The 21,910-nt window shown below is 36.9% G+C and carries 20 protein-coding genes; 16 read left to right on the top strand and 4 right to left on the bottom strand.

Annotated elements, in window-relative coordinates; genetic code table 11:
• Positions 1–188: 188 nt before the first annotated feature.
• From rluF to ACZ1GR_RS02245, 4 genes are all read left to right on the top strand, one after another.
• A complete protein-coding gene (gene rluF / locus ACZ1GR_RS02230) occupies positions 189–911 on the top strand; it encodes a 23S rRNA pseudouridine(2604) synthase RluF (protein WP_472610632.1) in 723 nt (240 codons plus the stop codon).
• A gap of 167 nt (positions 912–1,078) precedes the next feature.
• Positions 1,079–2,227, top strand: a complete 1,149-nt coding sequence (locus ACZ1GR_RS02235) for a TolB-like translocation protein (protein ID WP_472610633.1) — start codon at positions 1,079–1,081, stop codon at positions 2,225–2,227.
• A gap of 111 nt (positions 2,228–2,338) precedes the next feature.
• The gene (locus tag ACZ1GR_RS02240) at positions 2,339–4,000 is read left to right on the top strand and encodes a PorP/SprF family type IX secretion system membrane protein (RefSeq protein ID WP_472610634.1); all 1,662 of its coding nucleotides are present in this window, start codon (positions 2,339–2,341) and stop codon (positions 3,998–4,000) included.
• A 578-nt stretch (positions 4,001–4,578) separates the two neighbouring features.
• Positions 4,579–5,208 carry a response regulator transcription factor gene (locus tag ACZ1GR_RS02245; protein ID WP_472610635.1) on the top strand — a complete coding sequence of 210 codons (630 nt, stop codon included), beginning with the start codon at positions 4,579–4,581 and terminating at the stop codon, positions 5,206–5,208.
• 261 nt (positions 5,209–5,469) lie between these two features.
• Here ACZ1GR_RS02245 and dnaK read toward each other — a convergent pair whose 3' ends face one another.
• A complete protein-coding gene (gene dnaK / locus ACZ1GR_RS02250; RefSeq protein ID WP_472610636.1) occupies positions 5,470–7,383 on the bottom strand; it encodes a molecular chaperone DnaK in 1,914 nt (637 codons plus the stop codon).
• Between the two features lie 162 nt (positions 7,384–7,545).
• Here dnaK and ACZ1GR_RS02255 point away from each other — a divergent pair, with 162 nt between their 5' ends.
• The 3 genes from ACZ1GR_RS02255 to ACZ1GR_RS02265 are packed head-to-tail and all read left to right on the top strand — an operon-like array spanning position 7,546 to position 10,485.
• Entirely contained in the window at positions 7,546–8,970 is a 1,425-nt protein-coding gene (locus tag ACZ1GR_RS02255; RefSeq protein WP_472610637.1) for an L-serine ammonia-lyase, read from the top strand.
• The gene (locus tag ACZ1GR_RS02260; protein ID WP_472610638.1) at positions 8,971–9,423 is read left to right on the top strand and encodes a pyridoxamine 5'-phosphate oxidase family protein; all 453 of its coding nucleotides are present in this window, start codon (positions 8,971–8,973) and stop codon (positions 9,421–9,423) included. It abuts the gene before it with no gap.
• Between the two features lie 6 nt (positions 9,424–9,429).
• Positions 9,430–10,485: a glycoside hydrolase family 26 protein gene (locus tag ACZ1GR_RS02265; protein WP_472610639.1), complete on the top strand. Its 1,056-nt coding sequence runs from the start codon at positions 9,430–9,432 to the stop codon at positions 10,483–10,485.
• On the opposite strand, the gene ACZ1GR_RS02270 is transcribed toward ACZ1GR_RS02265, so the two are convergent.
• Positions 10,482–10,952: a nuclear transport factor 2 family protein gene (locus ACZ1GR_RS02270; protein ID WP_472610640.1), complete on the bottom strand. Its 471-nt coding sequence runs from the start codon at positions 10,950–10,952 to the stop codon at positions 10,482–10,484. The two genes, ACZ1GR_RS02265 and ACZ1GR_RS02270, sit on opposite strands and share 4 nt — an antisense overlap.
• Before the next feature lie 112 nt (positions 10,953–11,064).
• Between ACZ1GR_RS02270 and panB the strand changes: the two genes are divergently transcribed.
• The 5 genes from panB to ACZ1GR_RS02295 are packed head-to-tail and all read left to right on the top strand — an operon-like array spanning position 11,065 to position 14,638.
• Entirely contained in the window at positions 11,065–11,883 is an 819-nt protein-coding gene (gene panB, locus ACZ1GR_RS02275; RefSeq protein WP_377766338.1) for a 3-methyl-2-oxobutanoate hydroxymethyltransferase, read from the top strand.
• Positions 11,884–11,894: 11 nt separating this feature from the next.
• On the top strand, positions 11,895–12,554 hold the full coding sequence (locus tag ACZ1GR_RS02280) for an SGNH/GDSL hydrolase family protein (protein WP_472610641.1): 660 nt from the start codon (positions 11,895–11,897) through the stop codon (positions 12,552–12,554).
• Positions 12,538–13,236 carry an RluA family pseudouridine synthase gene (locus tag ACZ1GR_RS02285; protein ID WP_472610642.1) on the top strand — a complete coding sequence of 233 codons (699 nt, stop codon included), beginning with the start codon at positions 12,538–12,540 and terminating at the stop codon, positions 13,234–13,236. The genes ACZ1GR_RS02280 and ACZ1GR_RS02285 overlap by 17 nt, the downstream gene beginning before the upstream one ends.
• A gap of 30 nt (positions 13,237–13,266) precedes the next feature.
• Positions 13,267–13,788 carry a DUF4252 domain-containing protein gene (locus tag ACZ1GR_RS02290; RefSeq protein ID WP_472610643.1) on the top strand — a complete coding sequence of 174 codons (522 nt, stop codon included), beginning with the start codon at positions 13,267–13,269 and terminating at the stop codon, positions 13,786–13,788.
• Between the two features lie 22 nt (positions 13,789–13,810).
• Entirely contained in the window at positions 13,811–14,638 is an 828-nt protein-coding gene (locus ACZ1GR_RS02295) for a M23 family metallopeptidase (RefSeq protein WP_472610644.1), read from the top strand.
• A gap of 7 nt (positions 14,639–14,645) precedes the next feature.
• On the opposite strand, the gene ACZ1GR_RS02300 is transcribed toward ACZ1GR_RS02295, so the two are convergent.
• Positions 14,646–16,190 carry a hypothetical protein gene (locus ACZ1GR_RS02300; RefSeq protein ID WP_472610645.1) on the bottom strand — a complete coding sequence of 515 codons (1,545 nt, stop codon included), beginning with the start codon at positions 16,188–16,190 and terminating at the stop codon, positions 14,646–14,648.
• Positions 16,191–16,336: 146 nt separating this feature from the next.
• Here ACZ1GR_RS02300 and ACZ1GR_RS02305 point away from each other — a divergent pair, with 146 nt between their 5' ends.
• Genes ACZ1GR_RS02305 through leuB form a run of 4 tightly spaced genes read left to right on the top strand, consistent with a single transcriptional unit; the run spans position 16,337 to position 20,605 of the window.
• Positions 16,337–17,509 carry a 2-isopropylmalate synthase gene (locus ACZ1GR_RS02305; RefSeq protein ID WP_472611847.1) on the top strand — a complete coding sequence of 391 codons (1,173 nt, stop codon included), beginning with the start codon at positions 16,337–16,339 and terminating at the stop codon, positions 17,507–17,509.
• Entirely contained in the window at positions 17,509–18,894 is a 1,386-nt protein-coding gene (gene leuC, locus ACZ1GR_RS02310; RefSeq protein WP_472610646.1) for a 3-isopropylmalate dehydratase large subunit, read from the top strand. Before ACZ1GR_RS02305 ends, leuC begins: the two co-directional genes overlap by 1 nt.
• Entirely contained in the window at positions 18,894–19,481 is a 588-nt protein-coding gene (gene leuD / locus ACZ1GR_RS02315; protein WP_472610647.1) for a 3-isopropylmalate dehydratase small subunit, read from the top strand. The genes leuC and leuD overlap by 1 nt, the downstream gene beginning before the upstream one ends.
• A gap of 5 nt (positions 19,482–19,486) precedes the next feature.
• The gene (gene leuB / locus ACZ1GR_RS02320) at positions 19,487–20,605 is read left to right on the top strand and encodes a 3-isopropylmalate dehydrogenase (protein ID WP_472610648.1); all 1,119 of its coding nucleotides are present in this window, start codon (positions 19,487–19,489) and stop codon (positions 20,603–20,605) included.
• A gap of 1 nt (position 20,606) precedes the next feature.
• Here the strand turns inward: leuB and ACZ1GR_RS02325 are convergent, their stop codons facing one another.
• Positions 20,607–21,827: a peroxiredoxin family protein gene (locus ACZ1GR_RS02325; protein WP_472610649.1), complete on the bottom strand. Its 1,221-nt coding sequence runs from the start codon at positions 21,825–21,827 to the stop codon at positions 20,607–20,609.
• Positions 21,828–21,910 lie beyond the last annotated feature (83 nt).

The following is a 21,910-nucleotide window of genomic DNA, read 5'->3' on the forward strand; positions in this document are numbered from 1 at the left end:
ATTCATAAATTTTTATTAAAAAGGAGTGATTTCGGTAGACATAGAAATCAAAACAGCCCCTAAGCCCTATAAATATTATAAAAATGAAAATTTAGATAGTCCCTCTTTCTCCGCAACCTTAAAGCTGCACCCTTGTGGAGCTTTTTTGTTTTTATCTTTATCTCCTAATAATCGAGTAGTCTTACAAAGTGAAAGAAACTAGAATTAACAAATATCTCAGTGAAGTAGGATATTGCTCCAGAAGGGCGGCGGATAAGCTTATTGAGCAAAATAGGATTACCATTAACGGAAAAATTCCCGAATTGGGTACTAAGGTAAAGGAAGGAGATATTGTAAAGGTAGATGGGGAGTCAATTTCTGACCCCAAACAAAAACCAGTATACTTAGCTTTTAACAAGCCTGTTGGTATTGTATGTACTACGGACACACGAGTGGAAAAAGATAATATCATAGATTTTATTAACTACCCTAAACGCATATTTCCTATAGGTAGATTAGATAAGCCAAGTGAGGGTTTGATATTTATGACCAATGATGGAGATATTGTCAATAAAATACTCAGGGCGCGAAATCATCATGAAAAAGAATACTTAGTAACAGTAAATAAGCCTATAACAAGCGATTTTATCGCTAAAATGGAGAATGGAGTACCAATTCTTGATACCGTTACCAGAAAGTGTAAAGTTGAAAAATTATCAGAGAAACAGTTTAAAATAATACTAACGCAAGGGCTAAACCGACAAATTAGAAGAATGTGCGAACATTTGGATTATAGGGTAAGAAAACTAAAGCGTGTTCGTATTATGAATGTGCATTTAGATGTACCTATTGGCAAATGGCGTGATTTGACAAATGCTGAACTAATAGAAATAAATAGGTTGGTTTCAGATTCTTCAAAGACACATTTATAGGGCAAACTACATTCACGTATAGACCAATTAGTCTACTCATGTTAGCAATAACTTCGCTTAAAGACAGAAAAGACCGTTAAAAAGCAAAACCTATGAAAAATTCATAAGTATGGGGTGAAATTCTATGTTGATATTTGTACTGTATTAACGTCCTAAATCTTAATGCTATGAAATCTTCCCCCAAGAACAAATTGACTTTAGTCTTAATCGGATTAGTATTCGCCTTAAATCTAAACGCTCAACGTAAAGTAAGCGAGGCAGACAAAAGAATCGATGATTATTTAGAACTTCTGAAACAAGGTTATTCTGAAATTGAAATCTTTCAAGACCTTGGTAATGTAAACTTTCTTACCGAAAACTATGAAGCTGCCATTTTTTGGTACGAAAAACTACAGAACAGTGTTCAAATCGGTAGTTTGAGTAGCAGTTACCAAGAGCGCTATGAATATGCCCAAGAAAAACTAAAGGGCAACACTACAAATGAAAAAAGAGATTGGGCTACAGCCATAAAAAATGATTATGGCATTGAAAAAAGTATGTCTGAGCAGCAAATAGACATTCCTGCAATAGCGCAAAATACTAAATCATCTTCTTTAAACGAAGAAGGGTTTACTCCGGAAATGAGTATTACTAGAGACGGAAAAACCGCCTATTTTAGTCAAATTAGTTATCTAAAACCAGAGTTTGGGGTGTTTTCAAAAAAAGAACCGGTCCACGTATTGTATAAAGCCAGTAATGTGAACGGTGAGTGGAAAAACATTCAAAAAGTAGCGGTATGTCCGAAATACTATTCTGCTAAACATCCAACAGTTTCGGCTGACGGCAAGCGCTTGTTCTTTGCCTCTAACATGCCGGGCACCTTCGGAAAATATGATATTTATGTATCAGATATCAAAGCCGATGGCAGTGTAGGAATCGCGAAAAACTTGGGCCCAAAAGTAAATACCAAAAAGAACGACCTCTACCCTAACCTTAAAAACGGCACCCTATTGTTTTTTGCCTCTGAAGGCCGAAAAGGCTATGGCGGGCTAGACCTTTTCGCAGTACAGGTAGCCCAAAACACCTTAACAGAATCGGTAAACCTTGGTAGTACCATAAATAGCTCGTCTGATGATTTTTCATTGGCTTTGGTACCTGAAAAAGGAATGGGTTATGTAATGTCCAATAGAGGCAAGAAAAACAAGATAAGCCAAATTGCCATTAGCTATGCCAAACCCGTTGATGCCTCATTAGTCGAAAAAAGCGAAGAAGGCCTTATGCGAGCCTTAAATAATGACAAGGATACTGATTATTCATCTACCGTTTTTGAGGAATAGGCAAATTAAAGCCTAACCAAGAGCTCTTTACCATTTATTTAAAATGGAGACAAAGCATGCTTACAACGTGCTCCAACAGAAATTACCAGTTTCACTTTAAACCCCGAAAAGATGAACTCTTTAAAACAATATTCAAAAATTAGCCTACTGCTTTTGATTGCTCTACTAGCTTCAGAAAACATGTTGGCGCAAGAAACGGAAAGCTCTAATCAATACAATGTAGAAAGCCCATTTCATAATCAATTATTCTTTAATAGGTTCTTAATAAATCCTACATTCTCATTAGTGCGTGAAAACAAATCATATTTAAATGTATTGTTACGTAATCAATACGCAGCTTACGAAAACAATAACCAGAATTATTACTTAGGCTTTAGTAACAAGCTAGATAAGAATACGGCACTAGGCTTGGGGGTCTACGGAAGATGGTCTGGTATCATAGAAGAATTCGGTTTTAATGCCAATTATGCAACAGCAGTACAATTAGGAGAAAAAAGTGCATTGGCCTTTGGTACAAACGTAAATTACCTAAGCCAAGGACTGGCAAAAAACAGAGTGGTAGCAGATGAGAATGACCCTTTGATTCAAGATGCTCGAAAAGAAAATAAGGTAACGGTTGAACCGGGTATTAATTTATCATTGAACAAGTTCGATTTTGGACTTTACTTTAGAGACTTGGTGGTATACAACCAAACAGCAAATGAACTAGAAACCAATATGGGCTTAGAAAGTATTACGGGTACCTTTCAATACAGCCATACCTTCAAAAGAGCTACAGGTTTATTGGCTAACGGTAGATTAATGCCAATGGTACAGGTAGGTGCCAATGCCAACGGAGAACTGTCATACACTGGGGCAGTGCTTTTAGACCTTCCCTCTTTTGGCTGGTTTCAGACCACTTATGATGATTCTTATGGTTTTTCTTCCGGTATTGGGGTAAACTTAAACAAGAAATTATCACTTGGTTATCTTATGGAAAAGAACCTTACCGAAGTTGGCGATAATCTGGGTTGGAACCATGAGCTTTCATTAGCCTACTCTTTTGATGATGACTTACGCGGAGTCGGGATTGATGTAAATATTGCAGAAAATAAATCAGAAGATGCCAGAATCGATGAAGTAGTAAAAAATTATGAAGAACAGATTTTAAACCTTAAAAAAGAATTAACTAAAGGTGCTCCTGCCTTGGTAGATGAAAACTCTGTAGCTTATGAAAATAGACTAATTCTTGATGAACTGATCTTAAGACAAGACTCTATCGAAAAGGCGCGAGATGAAATGTTTGAAAAGCGTTTTGAAACCATGGTGAGACTAATTAGACATGAAATCAAACAAGACCACCAAGAACCAAAGCCTAAAAAACAAACCAAATACGCTAATTCACGTTTAGCCGAAAACACGAACGAAACTAAGAAAAACTACAGGGCAAATTATAGAACGGACCTGTTTGAAAAAACACCTATAAAATCTCAAGATGGTTCAAATGTCGTTGGAGTTGAATCTGGATACTATATGATTGCCAATGTGTTTAAGAATGAAAAATACTTAAACGCTTTCATGGACAACTTAAAGAAAAAGGGATTGAACGCCAAGAAATTCTACAATAAAGAAAACGGGTTGCATTATGTGTATTTGGCAGGATTCAAATCTAAAAGTGAAGCAGCTGATGCTTATGGTAATGACCTTGCCGGAACCTATCAAGAAGACAAGTGGATTATGGAAGTATATAATCCGCTGAATACTGCAACTGCAGATATTACTTTTGAAGAATAATTAACAAGAGCTTACTAATCGGGGTTGATTTTTAGCCATTAATTGTAAGATAGTGGCAGATGCTTTTGTAAAAAGGGTTGACTGGTAATCAACCCTTTTTTCTATTTCAGAATAGTTCATAAATATTATTTTGAAAGAAAAATCCTACAATTTTCTTTTACAGTTCAGAAAAAATTTCTATATTGCCGATGTAAAAGTTACCCAAATGCTTTTAAACCCCGTAAAACCTACAATATGAAGTCTTACTACTACCTCTTCAAAAATCTTACTATTTCAATTTTTCAAATTCACAGAGAGAAGCATCCTTTAGTTATTCTTATAAAGGTATAGCTCTAACGCTATTTCTGCTTTTTGGTCATTTTAAAACTATAGTCGCTTTATTTCGCTATTATGTTTTATTAATGCTCCTCTAATAATTCAAAGATAATTTGTTTGCCACCTATAATTCAAGGTCAAATACCTTGATTTTATCCACGCGAACAACATATTCGATAAGACCTATCTAATACATGGGCAGGTTATCGGTATTGTAAATTTTTAAACACGAATAATGAGTACAACCCCAAATCTTATTTCATATGAAAACAGAAGCATTACGTGTCATCGTTATCGACGGTGATCAAAGCTCACACCTAAAGTATGAGCAGTATTTTGAAACCTTTTACGATTATAAGCTCGTAGGCGCATTTAAATCTGTGCATGACGCATTACAGAATTATCGAAAATACCGACCTGATATCGTTCTTTCAGAAGTATCGTTATTTGGTATTTCTGGAATTGAAGGAATTCAATATTTCAGAAAGAAAGACGAAGCGATCAAGATAATTCTATTGAGTGTAAAAAATGATTTTGATATCGTGAAAAAGGCCTTTAAAGCAGGTGCAAATGGGTATCTTACAAAACCGGTCACCAACGCCAGATTGCTCGAAGCACTTAACTCTGTTAAAGACAACGGTGCTGCCTTAAGTCATGATGTTGCCCGTACCGTAGTAGAAATGTTTCAGAAAAAGAAATATGAATCGCTATCTAAAAGAGAAAATCAGATTGTTGAATACTTAGGGCAAGGCGCTACTTATAAGAGTATCGCCGATAAATTATACGTTACGCCAAGTACCGTTAATTTTCATATTCAAAACATTTATCTCAAACTCAATGTGAACTCAAAATCTGCTGCTTTAGAAAAGCTTCGTATGCTCGAGGCATCTTAAGAGCAATATAATACTAACAAAAAACCCGCAACTTACATTGCGGGTTTTTAATTTATATAGTTTGAAGATGCTTCGATTAACTCAGCATAAGAGGTTCACAAATCTTTGCTTTGCAAAAATTGTTCGCTGCCCTCTAATTTATACCGGTAAAAAAACCCTGACTTAGAATCAGGGCTTTGTATCATCCAATCCTTTTAAGATGCTTCGATTAGCTCAGCATAAGCGACTCACAAATTTTGTTTTATAAAAATTGTTCGCTGCTTACTTGACCTCTTCGAAGTCTACGTCTTCCACATTATCACCTTCTGCTGTTTCGCCTCCAGTGGCATCACCTGCATTTGCAGTTGGGTCACCACCTGCTTGCGCAGCATCTGCTTGTGCTTTGTACATTTCTTCTGAAGCTACTTTCCATGCCTCATTAATTTTGTCCAAGGCAGGCGTAATTACGGCCAAATCTTTACTTTCGTAAGCTTTCTTCAACTCTTCCAAAGCTTCCTCAATTGGTTTTTTCTTATCGTCAGATAGTTTATCACCAAACTCGGTCAATTGCTTTTCTGTTTGAAAAATCATTCCATCGGCTTCATTCAATTTATCCGCAGTCTCTTTTGCTGCCTTATCGGCCTCTGCATTTGCTTCGGCTTCAGCCTTCATTTTTTGGATTTCCTCATCGGTAAGTCCAGAAGACGCTTCAATACGAATATCTTGAGATTTATTAGTCGCTTTGTCCGTTGCAGAAACTTTAATAATTCCGTTCGCATCAATATCAAAGGTCACCTCAATTTGTGGCACACCACGTTGCGCTGGGGGAATACCATCTAAATGGAATCTACCAATAGTTTTATTGTCCGCTGCCATTGGTCGCTCTCCTTGCAGTACGTGAATTTCAACCGAAGGTTGATTATCTGCCGCGGTAGAGAAAACTTGAGACTTCTTTGTTGGGATTGTTGTATTTGCTTCAATCAATTTTGTAGCAACTCCACCCATAGTTTCAATACCAAGTGAAAGTGGCGTAACATCCAATAACAATACATCTTTTACATCTCCTGTTAAAACCCCACCTTGAATTGCAGCACCTACGGCCACTACCTCATCCGGATTAACACCTTTAGAAGGTTTCTTTCCAAAGAATTTTTCAACAGCTTCTTGTACTGCAGGTATTCTAGTAGAACCTCCTACTAAGATGATTTCATCAATGTCACTTTTTGAAAGTCCCGCAGATTTTAAAGCAGTCTGGCATGGCTCAATAGTACGTTTTACCAAATCAGCGATTAGTTGCTCAAACTTGGCTTTCGTCAAAGTGCGCACTAAGTGCTTTGGCCCAGATGCTGTTGCCGTAACGTATGGCAGGTTAATCTCGGTCTGCGCAGAAGAAGATAATTCGATTTTTGCTTTTTCGGCAGCTTCACGCAGTCTTTGCAATGCCATAGCATCTTCACGCAAATCCATGGACTCATCTTTCTTAAACTCCTCTGCCAACCAATCAATAATTTTTTGGTCAACATCATCTCCACCTAAATGCGTATCACCATCTGTAGATAATACCTCAAAAACACCATCGCCTAATTCTAAGATAGACACGTCATGTGTACCACCACCAAAATCGAATACTACAATTTTTTGATCTGTATCTTTTTTATCTAAACCGTACGCTAATGATGCAGCAGTTGGTTCATTTATAATACGTTCAACTGTTAGACCTGCTATCTCACCAGCTTCTTTAGTCGCTTGTCTTTGCGAATCGTTAAAATAAGCTGGAACTGTTATTACAGCTCTTGTAACATCTTGCCCTAAGTAATCTTCTGCTGTTTTCTTCATTTTTTGAAGAATCATGGCAGATAATTCTTGCGGAGAGTACATACGACCATCGATATCTACACGTGGCGTATCATTGTCTCCTTTAACCACTTTATAAGGTACTCTTTTAGCTTCTTTAGAAGACTCAGAGAACTTGTTCCCCATAAATCTTTTGATAGAATAAATGGTTTTGTGTGGATTGGTAACCGCCTGACGTTTTGCAGGGTCCCCTACTTTAATTTCTCCACCTTCCACAAATGCAATAACAGATGGTGTTGTTCTTTTACCTTCTGCGTTTGGGATTACAACGGGCTCGTTACCTTCCATTACGGAAACACAAGAGTTGGTTGTCCCTAAGTCTATTCCGATTATTTTACTCATGTTTATATAGTTATGCTTTTATATTTACTTTTTTGCACTCCCTCTACAAATGTCAATGATTATGCCATTACAATAAATATGACAAGCTGTCAGAAACTGTATGAAAAAAGTTAATGGTACTTCTGTTTTTGCAACCTATATTTGGTAAAACAAACCCAACCAATGGAATGTATCAGTGTTTTTGACATGCTCAAAATTGGCGTAGGTCCGTCAAGTTCGCATACGCTTGGACCATGGAGAGCCGCTGAAAGATGGATTACTGAACTACAAGAAGCAAATACTTTTAGAAATGTTCAAAAAATAGAAGTAATTCTATACGGCTCATTATCATTGACCGGTAAAGGGCATGCTACCGATACTGCTATAGTTCTTGGTTTACTGGGAAAGGACCCTGTTACAATACCTACAAAACAAATTCCAGAACTTATAACAGTTGTAAAGCAACATAAAAAGATACTGTTTGGAGGGGAACTTGAGCTAGCGTTTGATTTCGATTCGGATATCATTTTTAAACGAACGTTTTTGCCTTTTCATGCAAATGGTCTGGAGTTTAAGGCTTATTTAAAAGATGGTAAGATAAGTTCTGAAACCTATTATTCTATTGGCGGAGGCTTTGTGGTTAAGGAAGAGCGTATAAACTCTAAAGAGAACAAAGCCGTTTTCAAAAGTTTTCCCTTTCCTATTAAAACAGGCGCAGAACTTCTGGCTTTTTGCACACAAGAAAACAAACCGATTTCAGCTATAGTTTTAGAGAATGAACGCTCATTACAAAGCGATGCTGAAATTGATAATGGTATCAAACATGTTTGGGATACCATGTTAGAGTGCATGTATACTGGCTCCCATACCGAAGGTGTTTTGCCAGGGGGATTAAATGTTCGCAGGCGGGCATTTGACATTCACCAAAAACTCAAAGGGGAACTCCCCTATTCTACCCCTTTAGATTGGCTGAAAACCATAAGGGAAACCGAAGTAAAATTCAGACAGATTTTAAAATGGGTCAGTTGTTTTGCTTTGGCCGTAAACGAAGTAAATGCCTCTTTAGGGCGAGTTGTTACTGCACCTACAAATGGTAGTGCGGGGGTTATACCCGCTGTATTGATGTACTATTTGGTCATAGAAAACCATGATGGTGACTTTGATGATATCAAGCGATTTTTATTGGTAGCCGGTGAAATAGGCAGCATCTTTAAAAAAGGTGCCACTATATCCGCAGCTATGGGCGGATGCCAAGCTGAAATAGGGGTTTCTTCAGCTATGGCAGCAGGAGCTTTGACCGAATTGATGGGAGGCACACCAGAGCAAGTTTTATGTGCTGCTGAAATTGCCATGGAACATCATTTAGGGCTTACTTGCGACCCTATTGGAGGTTTGGTGCAAGTACCTTGCATTGAACGTAATTCCATGGGGGCCATTAAAGCCATCAATGCGGCAGAACTTGCAATGGACACGGACCCGGCATCGGCAAAAGTACCATTGGACAAGGTCGTAAATACCATGTGGGAAACAGCAAAAGATATGAACAGTAAATACAAAGAGACTTCTGAGGGTGGCTTAGCGGTTGGTGTATTTTTAAGTGATTGTTAGATGAATCTAACCAAAGAAATAAAAGCGGCTATAGACAAAAGCGTTCTCTGTTGGCTCGCAACCGTATCAAAAGATAACATCCCTAACGTCTCTCCAAAAGAAATATTTAACCACTATGGTAAGGATAAAATTATTGTGGCCAATATTGCTTCGCCACAAACTGTAAAAAATATTAAGCAAAACGCAAATGTATGTATTAGCTTTATAGATATTCTATTACAAAAAGGGTTTCAAATTAAGGGGGAAGCAGAAATCATTGATAAAACACATCTAGAATTTTTGGAAATGGAAAAGATATTGACCAAGATGACTAATGGTAAATTTCCTTTTGCAACAATTACAAAAATCAAAGTTCTACAGGTTAAAAAAATTATTGCTCCTAAATATATTTTATATCCAGAGACTACTGAGGAAGAACAGATTAAAAGTGCCAAAAAATTATACGGAATATAGAAACCCATGAAGTTTTTGAAATTAATCATAACTATTTGGTTAAGTGCTTTACCGCAATTAATTTATACGCAACCTAGTGATAGTAATTTAGAGAGAAAAACCTCAAAATTTGAACCGACCGAAGGCAAGTATCTCTTTTTTATTGGTCAGGATATGGGTGCAATTGGCGGTTTGGATAATTACGCCAATGGGTATTGTGATAATTTTGATGTTCCAACGGGCTTTACCCTTTATACAAATGTACGTAATCAGGGTATTAAAACTATTTTCAATTGGGGAGCTGGGGATAATTGTGCTCAATGTATCTTAGAGGATTCTGATTTTAAAAACAGTTTAGTCTCTATCGGTTTATCGTTAGTAAACGATGAAAAAGAAGTAGCAAATGGCAAACGAGATAGCTATATTAAAGAATTAGGAATGTGGATTAAAAGTTTGGGTAAACGCCCAGTTTTTTTAAGAATTGGTTATGAATTCGATGGTTGGGAATGGAATCATTATAACAAACGACATTATTTAAAAGCCTGGAAAAGAATTTACACCATTTTTAATGAAATGAATGTTACCAACGTAGCCCTTGTCTGGCAGTCTAAAGGCTCAGGTTCAAATCAAGGTATTTTGGAAAAATGGTATCCTGGAGATGACCTTGTAGATTGGTGTGGTTATTCCTATTTTGGAAATCCAGATGAGGAAATGTTAACCTTCGCCCGAAAACATAAAAAACCAGTATTCATTGCAGAAGCTGCGCCTGTCTTTGAAGAAGGTAATTTATATTTTGACACGCGTTTTACCAATCCTAAAATAGCTGAAACTGCTTGGACAAAATGGTTTGTGCCTTTTCTAGAAACCTTACATCACAACTCGGATGTGATAAAGGCATTTGGCTATATCAATGCAAATTGGTCGGCCCAATCTATGTGGAAAACAAACCCTGTCTTTAAAAAAGTAGATTCTAGAATACAGGCTAGTGATTTTATTTCTAGAAAATGGGAAAAAGAAATGGCCAAGCCTAAATATTTAAAACCTAATGCTAAATTGTGGCAACGGCTCCACAAACACCCTTAGCCTTTATCTTCTATACACCCTGACCTGCCTCGAGTATCGATTAAGTAAATAATTTTCCAATCACCATCAAAATTCACCATTTGAAAAGAGTTAATGCCGCAATGGCTAAAATTACCATTCAACCAAAATTCATAACCTACCCAGGCATTGGCCATAGTTCGATCCACTTGTATGGACCAAGAAGTTAGCTTTTCCTCAAAGGCTACACTATCGGGTATGCTGGTTATTGAGCTAATGAGCTTACTGATTTTTTCATTCCGAAATAGTGTTTTTCCTTCTTTATTGCGCCCCGTAGTTTGTAAAACAACTTCATTTGCTAAAACACTTTTCATTATAACCGAATCTTGCTTATGAAAGCCCTCGAAAAATCTTTCAACTACTTGTTTAACCGCTTCGGTCTCTGAACGCTGCGCATTACAAAAGGTACACACTAAAAAAAGCAAACTAAAAAGGCCTGTAAGTTTCATTTGATACTATTTCTGATTTTATGTTGTATGCAAGCTACAAGGTAAGAAATAGATTCTTGCTTTCGCAGGAATGACAAAAACTGCTTACATTTAGCCTTCAAATTAGTATGAAATGTCAGTAGCCAAGAAAGAGTATAAGAGAGTAACCGTTAAATCACTGGTTGAAATGAAGCAAAACGGAGAGAAAATCTCTATGCTTACAGCTTATGATTATTCTATGGCCAAAATTGTTGATTCGGCCAATGTCGATGTTATTCTAGTTGGCGATTCTGCTAGTAACGTTATGGCCGGTCATGAGACTACCCTGCCCATAACATTAGACCAAATGATTTATCATGCCAGTTCTGTTGTGCGGGCCGCAAATAGAGCCTTGATTGTTGTTGATATTCCATTTGGAAGCTACCAAAGTGACTCTAAAGAGGCTCTGCGTTCTGCAATACGCATCATGAAAGAAAGTGGCGGGCACGCCGTAAAAGTTGAGGGTGGCGAAGAAATAAAAGACTCTGTTAAACGAATCATAGGAGCTGGAATTCCTGTTATGGGACATTTGGGCTTGACTCCCCAATCAATATATAAGTTTGGAACATATACCGTTCGCGCAAAAGAAGATGCAGAAGCAAAAAAATTAAAAGCTGACGCAAAGCTTTTAGAAAAACTAGGTTGCTTTGGTATTGTATTAGAAAAAATACCCGCAAAGTTAGCTAAAGAAGTTGCAGAAAGTGTTTCTATTCCCGTGATCGGTATAGGTGCAGGAAATGGCGTAGACGGTCAGGTTTTGGTTGTGCATGATGTTTTGGGAATGACCCATGAATTTAATCCGCGTTTTTTAAGGCGCTACATGAACCTTTACGAAGAAATGGGCAACGCCATTTCACAATATGTAGATGACGTAAAAAGTAAAGATTTTCCGAACGAAGAAGAACAGTATTAATCTAAGTCTTTATGCTGCTTAAAAGAAGATTCTTTTTACTATTTCTCTTAATTAGCAATTTTCAACTTAGTATTGCTTCAAAAGCATTATTTGTAGACAATCCTTATCAAAACTTAAAGGTTCTTTTTATTGGTAATAGCCTTACTTATACTAATAATTTACCTGAGCTAGTGAAAAAAGAAGCACTTCTTCAAGATATAAGGCTAGAAATGACCATGATTGCTTATCCAAATTATGCTTTAATTGATCATTTGAATGATGGTGATATTCAAAAATTGATAGCTGAAAATAATTATGATTTCGTAGTAGTTCAGCAGGGGCCTTCCTCGCAGGCCGAAGGAAAAAAAATGTTACTTGAAGATGGTGCAAAAATCAAAAAGCTTTGTCAAGATAATGGAACCGAAATGGTCTATTTTATGGTATGGCCTTCAAAGCAATACTACTACACTTATGATGATGTTATCAAAAATCATATACACGCGGCAACATCCAATGAAGCTCTTTTAGCTCCTGTCGGTGCCGTTTGGAAAATGCATTTCGACAAAACAAATGATTATTCATACTATGGTGCTGATGGTTTCCACCCTTCTTTGATAGGCAGTAAGATAGCAGCTAAGGTTATCAATAAAACAATTTGCAAGCAATCAGCGGTTTATGGCAATAAAGATTAGGTCCTCAGCAAAAAACCTGCAAGTACTTTTTGAGGATAACCATATTATTGTTATCAATAAGAGACCGGGTGATATTGTACAAGGGGACAAAACGGGTGATACCCCATTAAGTGAAGTAGTAAAAAAATACTTGAAAATTAAATATGACAAGCCCGGTAATGTATACTTAGGTGTTGTGCATCGTCTAGACAGACCAACTTCAGGTATCGTAGTATTCGCAAAAACTTCAAAAGTCTTGCCTAGGTTGAATAAACTATTTTCGGAGGGAAAAACACAAAAAATCTATTGGGCTGTGGTTGATAAAGCGCCCGATAATGAAGAAGATACGCTAATACATTGGCTAGTTAGAAATTCTAAACAGAATAAATCTTATGCTCATAAAAGAGAGGTTTCGGGTAGTAAAAGAGCACTACTTGAGTACAAATTGCATACGAAACTGGACAATTATTTTTTGTTAGAGATTAATCTAAAGACAGGCAGGCACCATCAAATTCGCGCCCAACTGGCAGCAATTGGAAGTACTATTAAAGGTGATCTAAAATATGGCGCTGCGCGCAGTAATAAAGACGGAAGTATTCATTTACACTCTAGAAGTCTAACATTTGAGCATCCTGTAAAAAAAGAATCAATTGAATTTACGGCTCCCGCTCCAAATGACCCCATTTGGAACTCCTGTCTTTAAATTTTACCTATTTTTAAGCAAACACATATCATGAAAAAGCTCATCTTATTACTACCGCTAATTTTAGTAAACTCATGTGGAAGTTATAATTCTATAGACAGTTTTTACGAAGCCCACAAAAATGATAATCAGGTAACGGCCATACGCGTACCACAGTTTATGTTTACGTTGGTAAGCGAGATATCGCCTGAAATGAAATCACTGGTAGGGAATACCCGTGATTTGAGATACATGCAATTTCCCAGTAAAACTGAATCTCAAACCAGATTTTTAAATACGCAAATGAACAATTTTGCCAGTAGTTCATTCATAGAAGTGTTCCGTAAAAATGATGAATTAAAGCGTAATGTGGTTTCTATACGCGAAAAACGCGATGTTGTAAAAGAGATTTTAATCTATAACAACGACAATGCGACCGGGTCTTTTCTATATTTTAATGGCAATTTTGACCCTGTAAAAGTTCGTGAACTAGCTAAGAACAATCAATTTGAAGAATTTTCAAAAGGACTTCTTCCTCAAATGAATCTAGGTACTCCCGGTATCTCTCAATAGAAGATTTTAAAGAGAGATTTCAATGCTTAACATCAAGTTCACAAAAACCGCACTTTTTTGTCTTTTAATTTCGTTAACGGTGAAAGGGCAACGAAAAGATCAGGGTATACGATTCATTAATGAAATTACCGCAGATTCTGTTTTCTTTCATTTAGAAAACAACTACTATGCTCCTATCACAATTCAAACTACCCCAAATTTAGAAATGGAAGGTAGAATAAGGGTAAACAAAGCTACTCTAGTCAGTAAACGAGATACACTGTTTAAAACCATTGCAGTACCTCTAAACCTTGTGATTGATACTACTGCTATTGATTATTCACAATTTATTGAATTTAAAGGAAATTTGGGCGATGCAAATTTAACTGAGGACACGAAACATTTGTACGCCCTACCTTTTGAAAAGGGAAAAGCCTATGAAATTATACAAGCAAATTTTGGTCGCGTATCTCATGATAAAAAAACATCTTTTTACGCAATAGATTTTACAATGCCCGAAGGCACCCCAGTTCATGCGGCAAGGGCAGGTATTGTTATAAAAACCCAAGACAAGTATACCGAGCATGGCGGTGAAGAACTAAAATACAAAGCTAATACTATAGCGATTTTTCATGAAGATGGAACCATAGGGCACTATGACCACCTACAACCGCAAGGTGTTTTTGTAAAGCCTGGGGATTACGTAAAAACTGGTCAGTATATTGGTTTATCTGGTTATACAGGATACACAACAAAACCACACTTACATTTTGTAGTGCAGAATGGGAAAAATGAAGCCGTACCAATTTATTTTAAAGGATATAAAAACAAAGTTCTAAAACAAGGTAAACACTACAAAAACAAGAAGTAGTGCTGCTCTATCGGGTAATCGTCAAGGCCTTTTCACGAATTATTTGCCCGACAGGTTTATTATATAGATGACTTTCTAACCAAGAAATGATATCCAAATATAAAAATGCGCGTTTTTCATAAGGATGGTCCTCGTATTTTTTGAGCTCTTTATGAAGTTTTAAAAATTCATTGCGGAGTTCATTCGGATAAATGTCCCCTAAGCTTCTTAAGAACTTTATCATTTCTTTTTGCACCGCCTGTAAATCGTTCATCTTCAATAAAAACTTGTACGTGCTTTTTAGCTGAACTTCCAAATGGTAGTCCATACCCGCCTCATAATGGGCAACTAAGCTCAAAACACGTGCAAAACACATAAGATCTTCACGCATCTTAAGGTTTTTGTTAGAGATAATTTTCTTTAGGTAAACAATACAGTTCTTATTATCACCATTTCCAAAATACAAACATGCAATCTTGTAATATAAAAGCATGATATGATGCTGGTCTATTCGGTCTTTGTGCTTGTTGATACCATACTCAACGATATTTACCAGATATAGGCCTTTTTCGAAGGTGCCTTCTAAAAAATGAAGATTTAATTTATTTGAATTGATATATAAAAATGCCAATGAAGAAATATTATCATTCTTTGGAAAATCAGAATTCTGTGTCATTTTTTCCAATCTGTCCAAAGTCTGTTTAAATTGAGAGCGATACTTTACGTAGAACAACGATTCTAGGAGATAATGGTTTCCTTTTAAAAAGAAAACTGGGTTCAAATGAATCATTTCTTCATTCTCATAAAACAAGTCCACCCATTTGCTGGCGTATTTATATGATGATAAAAAGTCTTGGGTCAAAAAACTATACCATAAATGGGCCTTATAAAGCCAAAGCTTCTCACGAAAACCTAATGATTCTATGGCGTAATCGGGCAAATGTGATTCGAAGTAATCCGTTACTTCCTGTAGGTCTTCATCGGTTCTGACATAACCAACTTTAAGCATCATGCCGTATAACTGTAAAGACAAATTAGACAATTTACTGGTCATCACATTATGAGCAGAAAGTTCTTTTGCCTGCAAAGCTAACTCGTCTGCCCTATCAGGTATACTTCTAGTGATATATTGAGTCTCTATTATCTTTTCAAGCTCAACGATTTCATAAGCAACATTTTTTTCTTCATTGTCAATCGCAATATGTTTTGCCTTATCTAAAATCTTCAATGCTTGTTTATAAAGCCCTTTTTGATATAAGATTGTGGCAAAATCCAATTGTTCCCGTATTTGCACCCTGATATTCTGATTTACCGGATTCAGTCGTAAACTCACCAAAATTTGCTTGTACAAATGGGCTTTTAGGTTAGAGAGCTGCGTTTTTTTTACAATTCCACTATCCAGAATTTGAGATTCGCTGTAGACACGCATTTTGTCCATTAAATTGAACAATGCCAAAAACTTAGCATCCGTATTTACCCCCAAACGACCAACATAAAGCTTAAACTGGCGCTTTTCAGATTTTGAAAGTGATTTAACCAGAACAAATAAGGTATCCTTTTGGGTATTTGTCATCGTAAAATAAAACGTTTAAATAATTGTTTTACAGCATTTTAACCTATTCGAAAAACTATTTAACATTGTAATGGAATACAGGTCTATTCAGTTCATGAACTACTGTATTTTATCTTCGTATAGATTCGTTAAAACTACGCAAAATGATGGGTAAAGATAAGGTACAAATTTTTGATACGACCCTTAGGGATGGTGAACAGGTTCCTGGCTGTAAGTTAGATACCAAACAAAAGTTGGTTCTAGCCGAAAGACTAGAAGAGTTAGGTGTTGATATCCTAGAAGCCGGTTTTCCAATTTCAAGCCCTGGTGATTTTAACTCCGTTAACGAAATTAGCAAGATTATCAAAAACGCAACGGTTTGCGGCCTTACACGTGCGGTAGAAAAAGATATTAAAGTTGCCGCCGAAGCACTTCGATATGCCAAAAGACCGAGAATACATACCGGTATAGGGACTTCAGAATCGCATATCAAATATAAATTTAAAACTTCTCAAGAAGAGGTTATCAGAAGAGCTGTGGCAGCCGTAAAATATGCAAAATCATTTGTTGAAGATGTTGAGTTTTTTGCTGAGGATGCTGGAAGAACCGATAATGATTATTTGGCAAGAGTCTGTGAAGCCGTTATTAAGGCGGGGGCAACCGTGCTGAATATACCCGATACAACGGGGTACTGTCTACCAGAAGAATATGGGGCAAAAATCAAGTATCTAAAAGAAAATGTCACTGGTATCGATAAGGCCATTTTATCTTGTCACTGCCATAATGATTTAGGTTTGGCGACTGCTAATTCCATTGCCGGGGCCATAAACGGAGCAAGACAAATAGAATGTACGATTAATGGAATTGGAGAGCGAGCCGGAAACACCTCATTAGAAGAAGTTGTTATGATTTTAAAGCAGCACCCTGACCTAAATTTAGATACTAATATAAACACTAGGCTCCTTTTTGAGACTAGCGGTATGGTATCACAAAAAATGGGAATGCCCGTTCAACCGAACAAAGCTATCGTCGGTACAAACGCATTTGCCCACAGTTCTGGTATTCACCAAGACGGTGTTATAAAGAATCGTGCTACTTATGAAATAATAGATCCTGAAGATGTTGGCGTAAGTGAATCTTCAATAGTTTTGACCGCAAGAAGCGGAAGAGCTGCACTGGCCTACAGAGCTAAGAAAGTTGGTTACGAATTAACAAAATTACAGTTAGACGAAGTCTATGACAATTTTCTAAAATTTGCTGATGTTAAAAAAGAAATAGTAGATTCTGACATTCATGAGATTATTGAAACCAGCAATATAGAATTAGAAAGTCTTGCTTAATGAAGAAAACACTTTTTGATAAGGTTTGGGATGCTCACGTAGTTGAAACTGTCCCAAACGGCCCCCAAATTTTATACATTGATAAGCACTTGATTCACGAGGTAACTAGTCCGCAAGCTTTTGCGGAATTGGAACAACGCGGTATTACCTTAGCAAGACCTGATAAAACAGTCGCGACCGCAGACCACAATGTACCCACTTTAAATCAACACCTAACAATTAAGGATGCTTTATCGCGAAAACAGGTAGAGATGCTAACCAAAAATTGTGCAAATCATGGTGTTACCCTATATGGATTAGGACATAAATATCAAGGGATTGTTCATGTAATGGCGCCAGAGCTTGGTATTACACAACCAGGTATGACTATGGTATGCGGTGACAGCCATACCTCTACACATGGAGCGTTTGGCACAATTGCATTCGGTATAGGTACAAGTCAAGTGGCACAAGTTTTTGCAAGTCAGTGCCTTTTGCTTAACAAGCCAAAGAAAATGCGCGTTACCGTCAATGGAAAACTTAATAAAAACGTATTGCCCAAAGATGTCATCCTATACATTATTGCCCAACTCGGAACGAATTCCGGTACCGGTCATTTTGTAGAATATGCAGGTGACGTCTTTGAAAATATGAGTATGGAAGGGCGCATGACCGTATGTAATATGAGCATTGAAATGGGTGCTCGTGGTGGCATGATAGCGCCGGATGAAACCACATTTGAATACGTCAAAGGCAAAGAATTTGCACCAAAGGGAGACGATTGGGATAAAAAAGTTACGTATTGGAAGACATTGCCAACGGATAAAGATGCTAGTTTTGATACGGAATATCATTTTAATGCGTCGGATATTGCACCTATGATTACTTATGGTACCAATCCTGGTATGGGTATTAAAATAACTGAGAACATTCCTGAAATTGAAGACACCTCTTTCGAAAAAGCACTTACTTATATGGGCTTAAAAAAGGGGCAATCTTTAATTAATCATCCTATAAACTATGTGTTTATCGGAAGTTGTACAAACTCAAGGATCGAAGACTTTAGATTAGCGGCCGCACATATAAAAGGAAAACAAAAAGCAGGCAACGTGACCGCCCTTATAGTGCCTGGTTCGCAACAGGTGGCAAAACAGATAAAAGAAGAAGGTCTACAAGATATATTTGAAACTGCCGGTTTTGAGATTAGGCAATCTGGCTGTTCTGCCTGTTTGGGTATGAACGATGATAAAATACCTGCAGGAGAATATTGTGTTTCTACTTCAAACAGAAATTTCGAAGGAAGACAAGGTCAAGGAGCTCGAACCCTATTGGCCAGTCCATTGGTGGCGGCCTTAACTGCCGTGGAAGGAAAAATTGTGGATGTAACCGAACTTGAAGCAGTATAATGGAAAAGTTTAAAAAATTAATTTCAACCGCGATACCACTTCCAATAGAAAATGTGGATACCGATCAGATAATTCCTGCCCGTTTTTTAAAAGCTACGAGCAAAGTTGGTTTTGGTCAAAATCTTTTTAGAGATTGGCGTTTCAATAAAGATGGAAGTATTAAGGAAGACTTTATACTAAATGACGGGAATTATGTTGGAAGAATTCTTGTAGCCGGTGAAAATTTTGGTTGTGGTTCTAGTAGAGAACATGCCGCATGGGCTTTAGAAGATTATGGTTTTAAAGTTATTGTTTCTAGCTATTTTGCCGATATATTCAAAGGTAATGCCTTAAATAATGGATTACTGCCAATTCAAATTTCAAAAGAAAAGTTGACCGAGCTTTTAGATTATCTAACGAAAAATCCGAAAACCGAGGTCATAGTCGATTTGGAAAATCAAATTTTAAGTTTAGAAGCAATTGAGTTAAAAGAATCCTTTGAGATTGATTCCTATAAAAAGATGTGCCTAATAAATGGCTATGATGACATCGACTTTTTGATGAGTAAAAAACAGACTATTGAGGCGTTTGAAGCGCAAAACCAATAAATCAAATGAATCTAAATATAGCTTTATTACCTGGAGACGGTATTGGACCAGAGGTGTTAAACCAAGCTGTGAAATGTTTACAGGCTGTTGAAGAAACCTTTAACCATACCTTTGTGTATAAAGAAGCTCCGGTAGGTGCAATTGCTATTGATAAAACGGGCAATCCCTTACCAGATAAAACCTTACAACTCTGTAAAGATGCCGATGCTGTGCTGTTCGGTTCTATTGGGGATCCAAAATATGACAATGATCCTAAGGCAAAAGTTCGTCCAGAACAAGGCTTATTAAAATTGCGCAAAGAATTGGGACTTTACACCAATGTAAGGCCTGTAAAGGTTTTTCCGACCTTAATAGGCAAGTCTCCCTTGAAAGAAGAAATTATTTCTGGTACTGATTTCACCATTTATCGTGAATTAACCGGTGGAATATATTTTGGAGAAAAAAAGTTGAATGAAGAAGGCACTATAGCTTCAGATTTATGTGAATATTCTGAAAAAGAAATAAGTAGAATTGCGCATCTAGCTTTTAAAGCGGCAAAGAACAGACGAAATAAACTTACCCTTGTCGATAAGGCTAACGTATTGGAGTCATCTCGGCTTTGGCGCAAGGTGGTTACTAAAATTGGTGAAAGCTATCCAGAAGTAGAATTAGATTTTCTTTTTGTAGATAACGCGGCAATGCAGGTTATTTTAAATCCGAATCAATTTGATGTCGTGCTCACCGAAAATTTATTTGGTGATATTATTTCAGACGAGGCAAGTGTAATTGGTGGGTCTATAGGCTTATTAGCATCGGCGTCCATAGGAGATGAGAATGCCCTTTTCGAGCCAATTCATGGTTCTTATCCGCAAGCAAAAGGCAAAGATATTGCCAACCCTGTTGCATCTATTCTTTCGGCTGCAATGCTTTTAGAACATTTTCAACTCTTTGAAGAAGCAATGGCTATTCGCGAAGCAGTTGACAAAGCATTACAAAAAGGAATTGTTACTCCCGATTTAGATGAAAAAAGCAACTACGGAACAAATCATGTTGGTGATTTTATTGCAGACAATATCGTAGATAATGATGATGATCTTAACATCAACGATGAAAATATTGGTTTAGGAAAATCAACGATTATCTAAATTACTCACTTAACAATTCCGTTAGTGTCTCGTTAAATTCCTTTTTGAATTCTTCATGTTTTTCTAAAGTTGCAGGACCGTTGAAACCTGTATGTATCTTGTGTATATTTCCTTTTTTATCTATGTAAATGGTGGTAGGATAAGACAATACATGATTAAGCATAGGTAATTTTTCATTGGCCAACACCTTATCGGAGCTACCAAATTGGGCCAACAATATTTGATAAGGAACCCCAATCCGCTTTTTTAAACGGTCTATACCTTCAAACGCTTTTTCTTTTGTTTTTGCATATTCAAAAGCCAAAGCAATGACTTTCAAATCAGGGTTTGGGTTGTTCTTAAGATAATCAACGTAAAACTTGGTCTCATCTAAGCAATTCGGACACCATGTACCCATAATCTGTACTAAAACCACCTTATTGGCAAACTCTTTATCTGCCAAACTGGTAAACTTCCCATCCGCATCCGGAAAAGTAAAATCTAGCTTTTCATAACCTTCCTTTATATATGTTAACGTATTTGCATCAGCGAGTTCAAAAGCTTCATTACGCCTCGCTTTAAAGTTTTCAATACTATGGTTGCCAGAGTAAAAAACGCCCCCTAAAGTTGAATCTGTTGCTGTAGCGTTAAAAAGAAAAACATGAGCCCCATCAAAAGTCGATAGTTTTAACTCATTTCCATCTACAACACCTTCTAGGTATCTGTAATCACCTGTATTCGTTCTAAAGGTGCCTATTACCTTATCATCTTCTTGGGTGAAAATTCCTTTTGCTGGGTAAGGACTCTCGCCATCAAAATCGAAGTTAACCTCCCATATTCCTGATAAATTTACTTTAGGCTTTTCTGATACTTTAAAACGAGGTCTGTCCCCAAGTTTTGCGTGAAATGGTACGACCCGATCTAAACTTTCTTTAATAAAATTGCCTTTTATTTCATTTTCGGAAAATTTCCCTGCAATATATCCTTCAAAAATTGGCATCTGAATTTTAATCGAATCCTTATAAAATTCAAACTCATCTATAAGTACTCTTTCATCGGCATTTCTTACCTCCATGGCAAAGCTACCTGCATTCTCCGTTAAAGTGAAATTAAAAGGCAATTGTTGATCTTCGGCGACCTTCATATTGGCCCACCACTCCCCTTCGCTTAATTTTACCTCTTTTTCTTCTTTACAAGAACTAATTACGCTTAAGAGCACTATCAAAATAGACAATCGTTTCATCAACTCATATTTTTTTCAATTATATCGAAAAAATATGGCTCTACTTACATTTTTACCGAAATCTTTGCATAGAAAGTAGATTG

This window comes from Croceitalea sp. W27 (assembly GCF_055693185.1).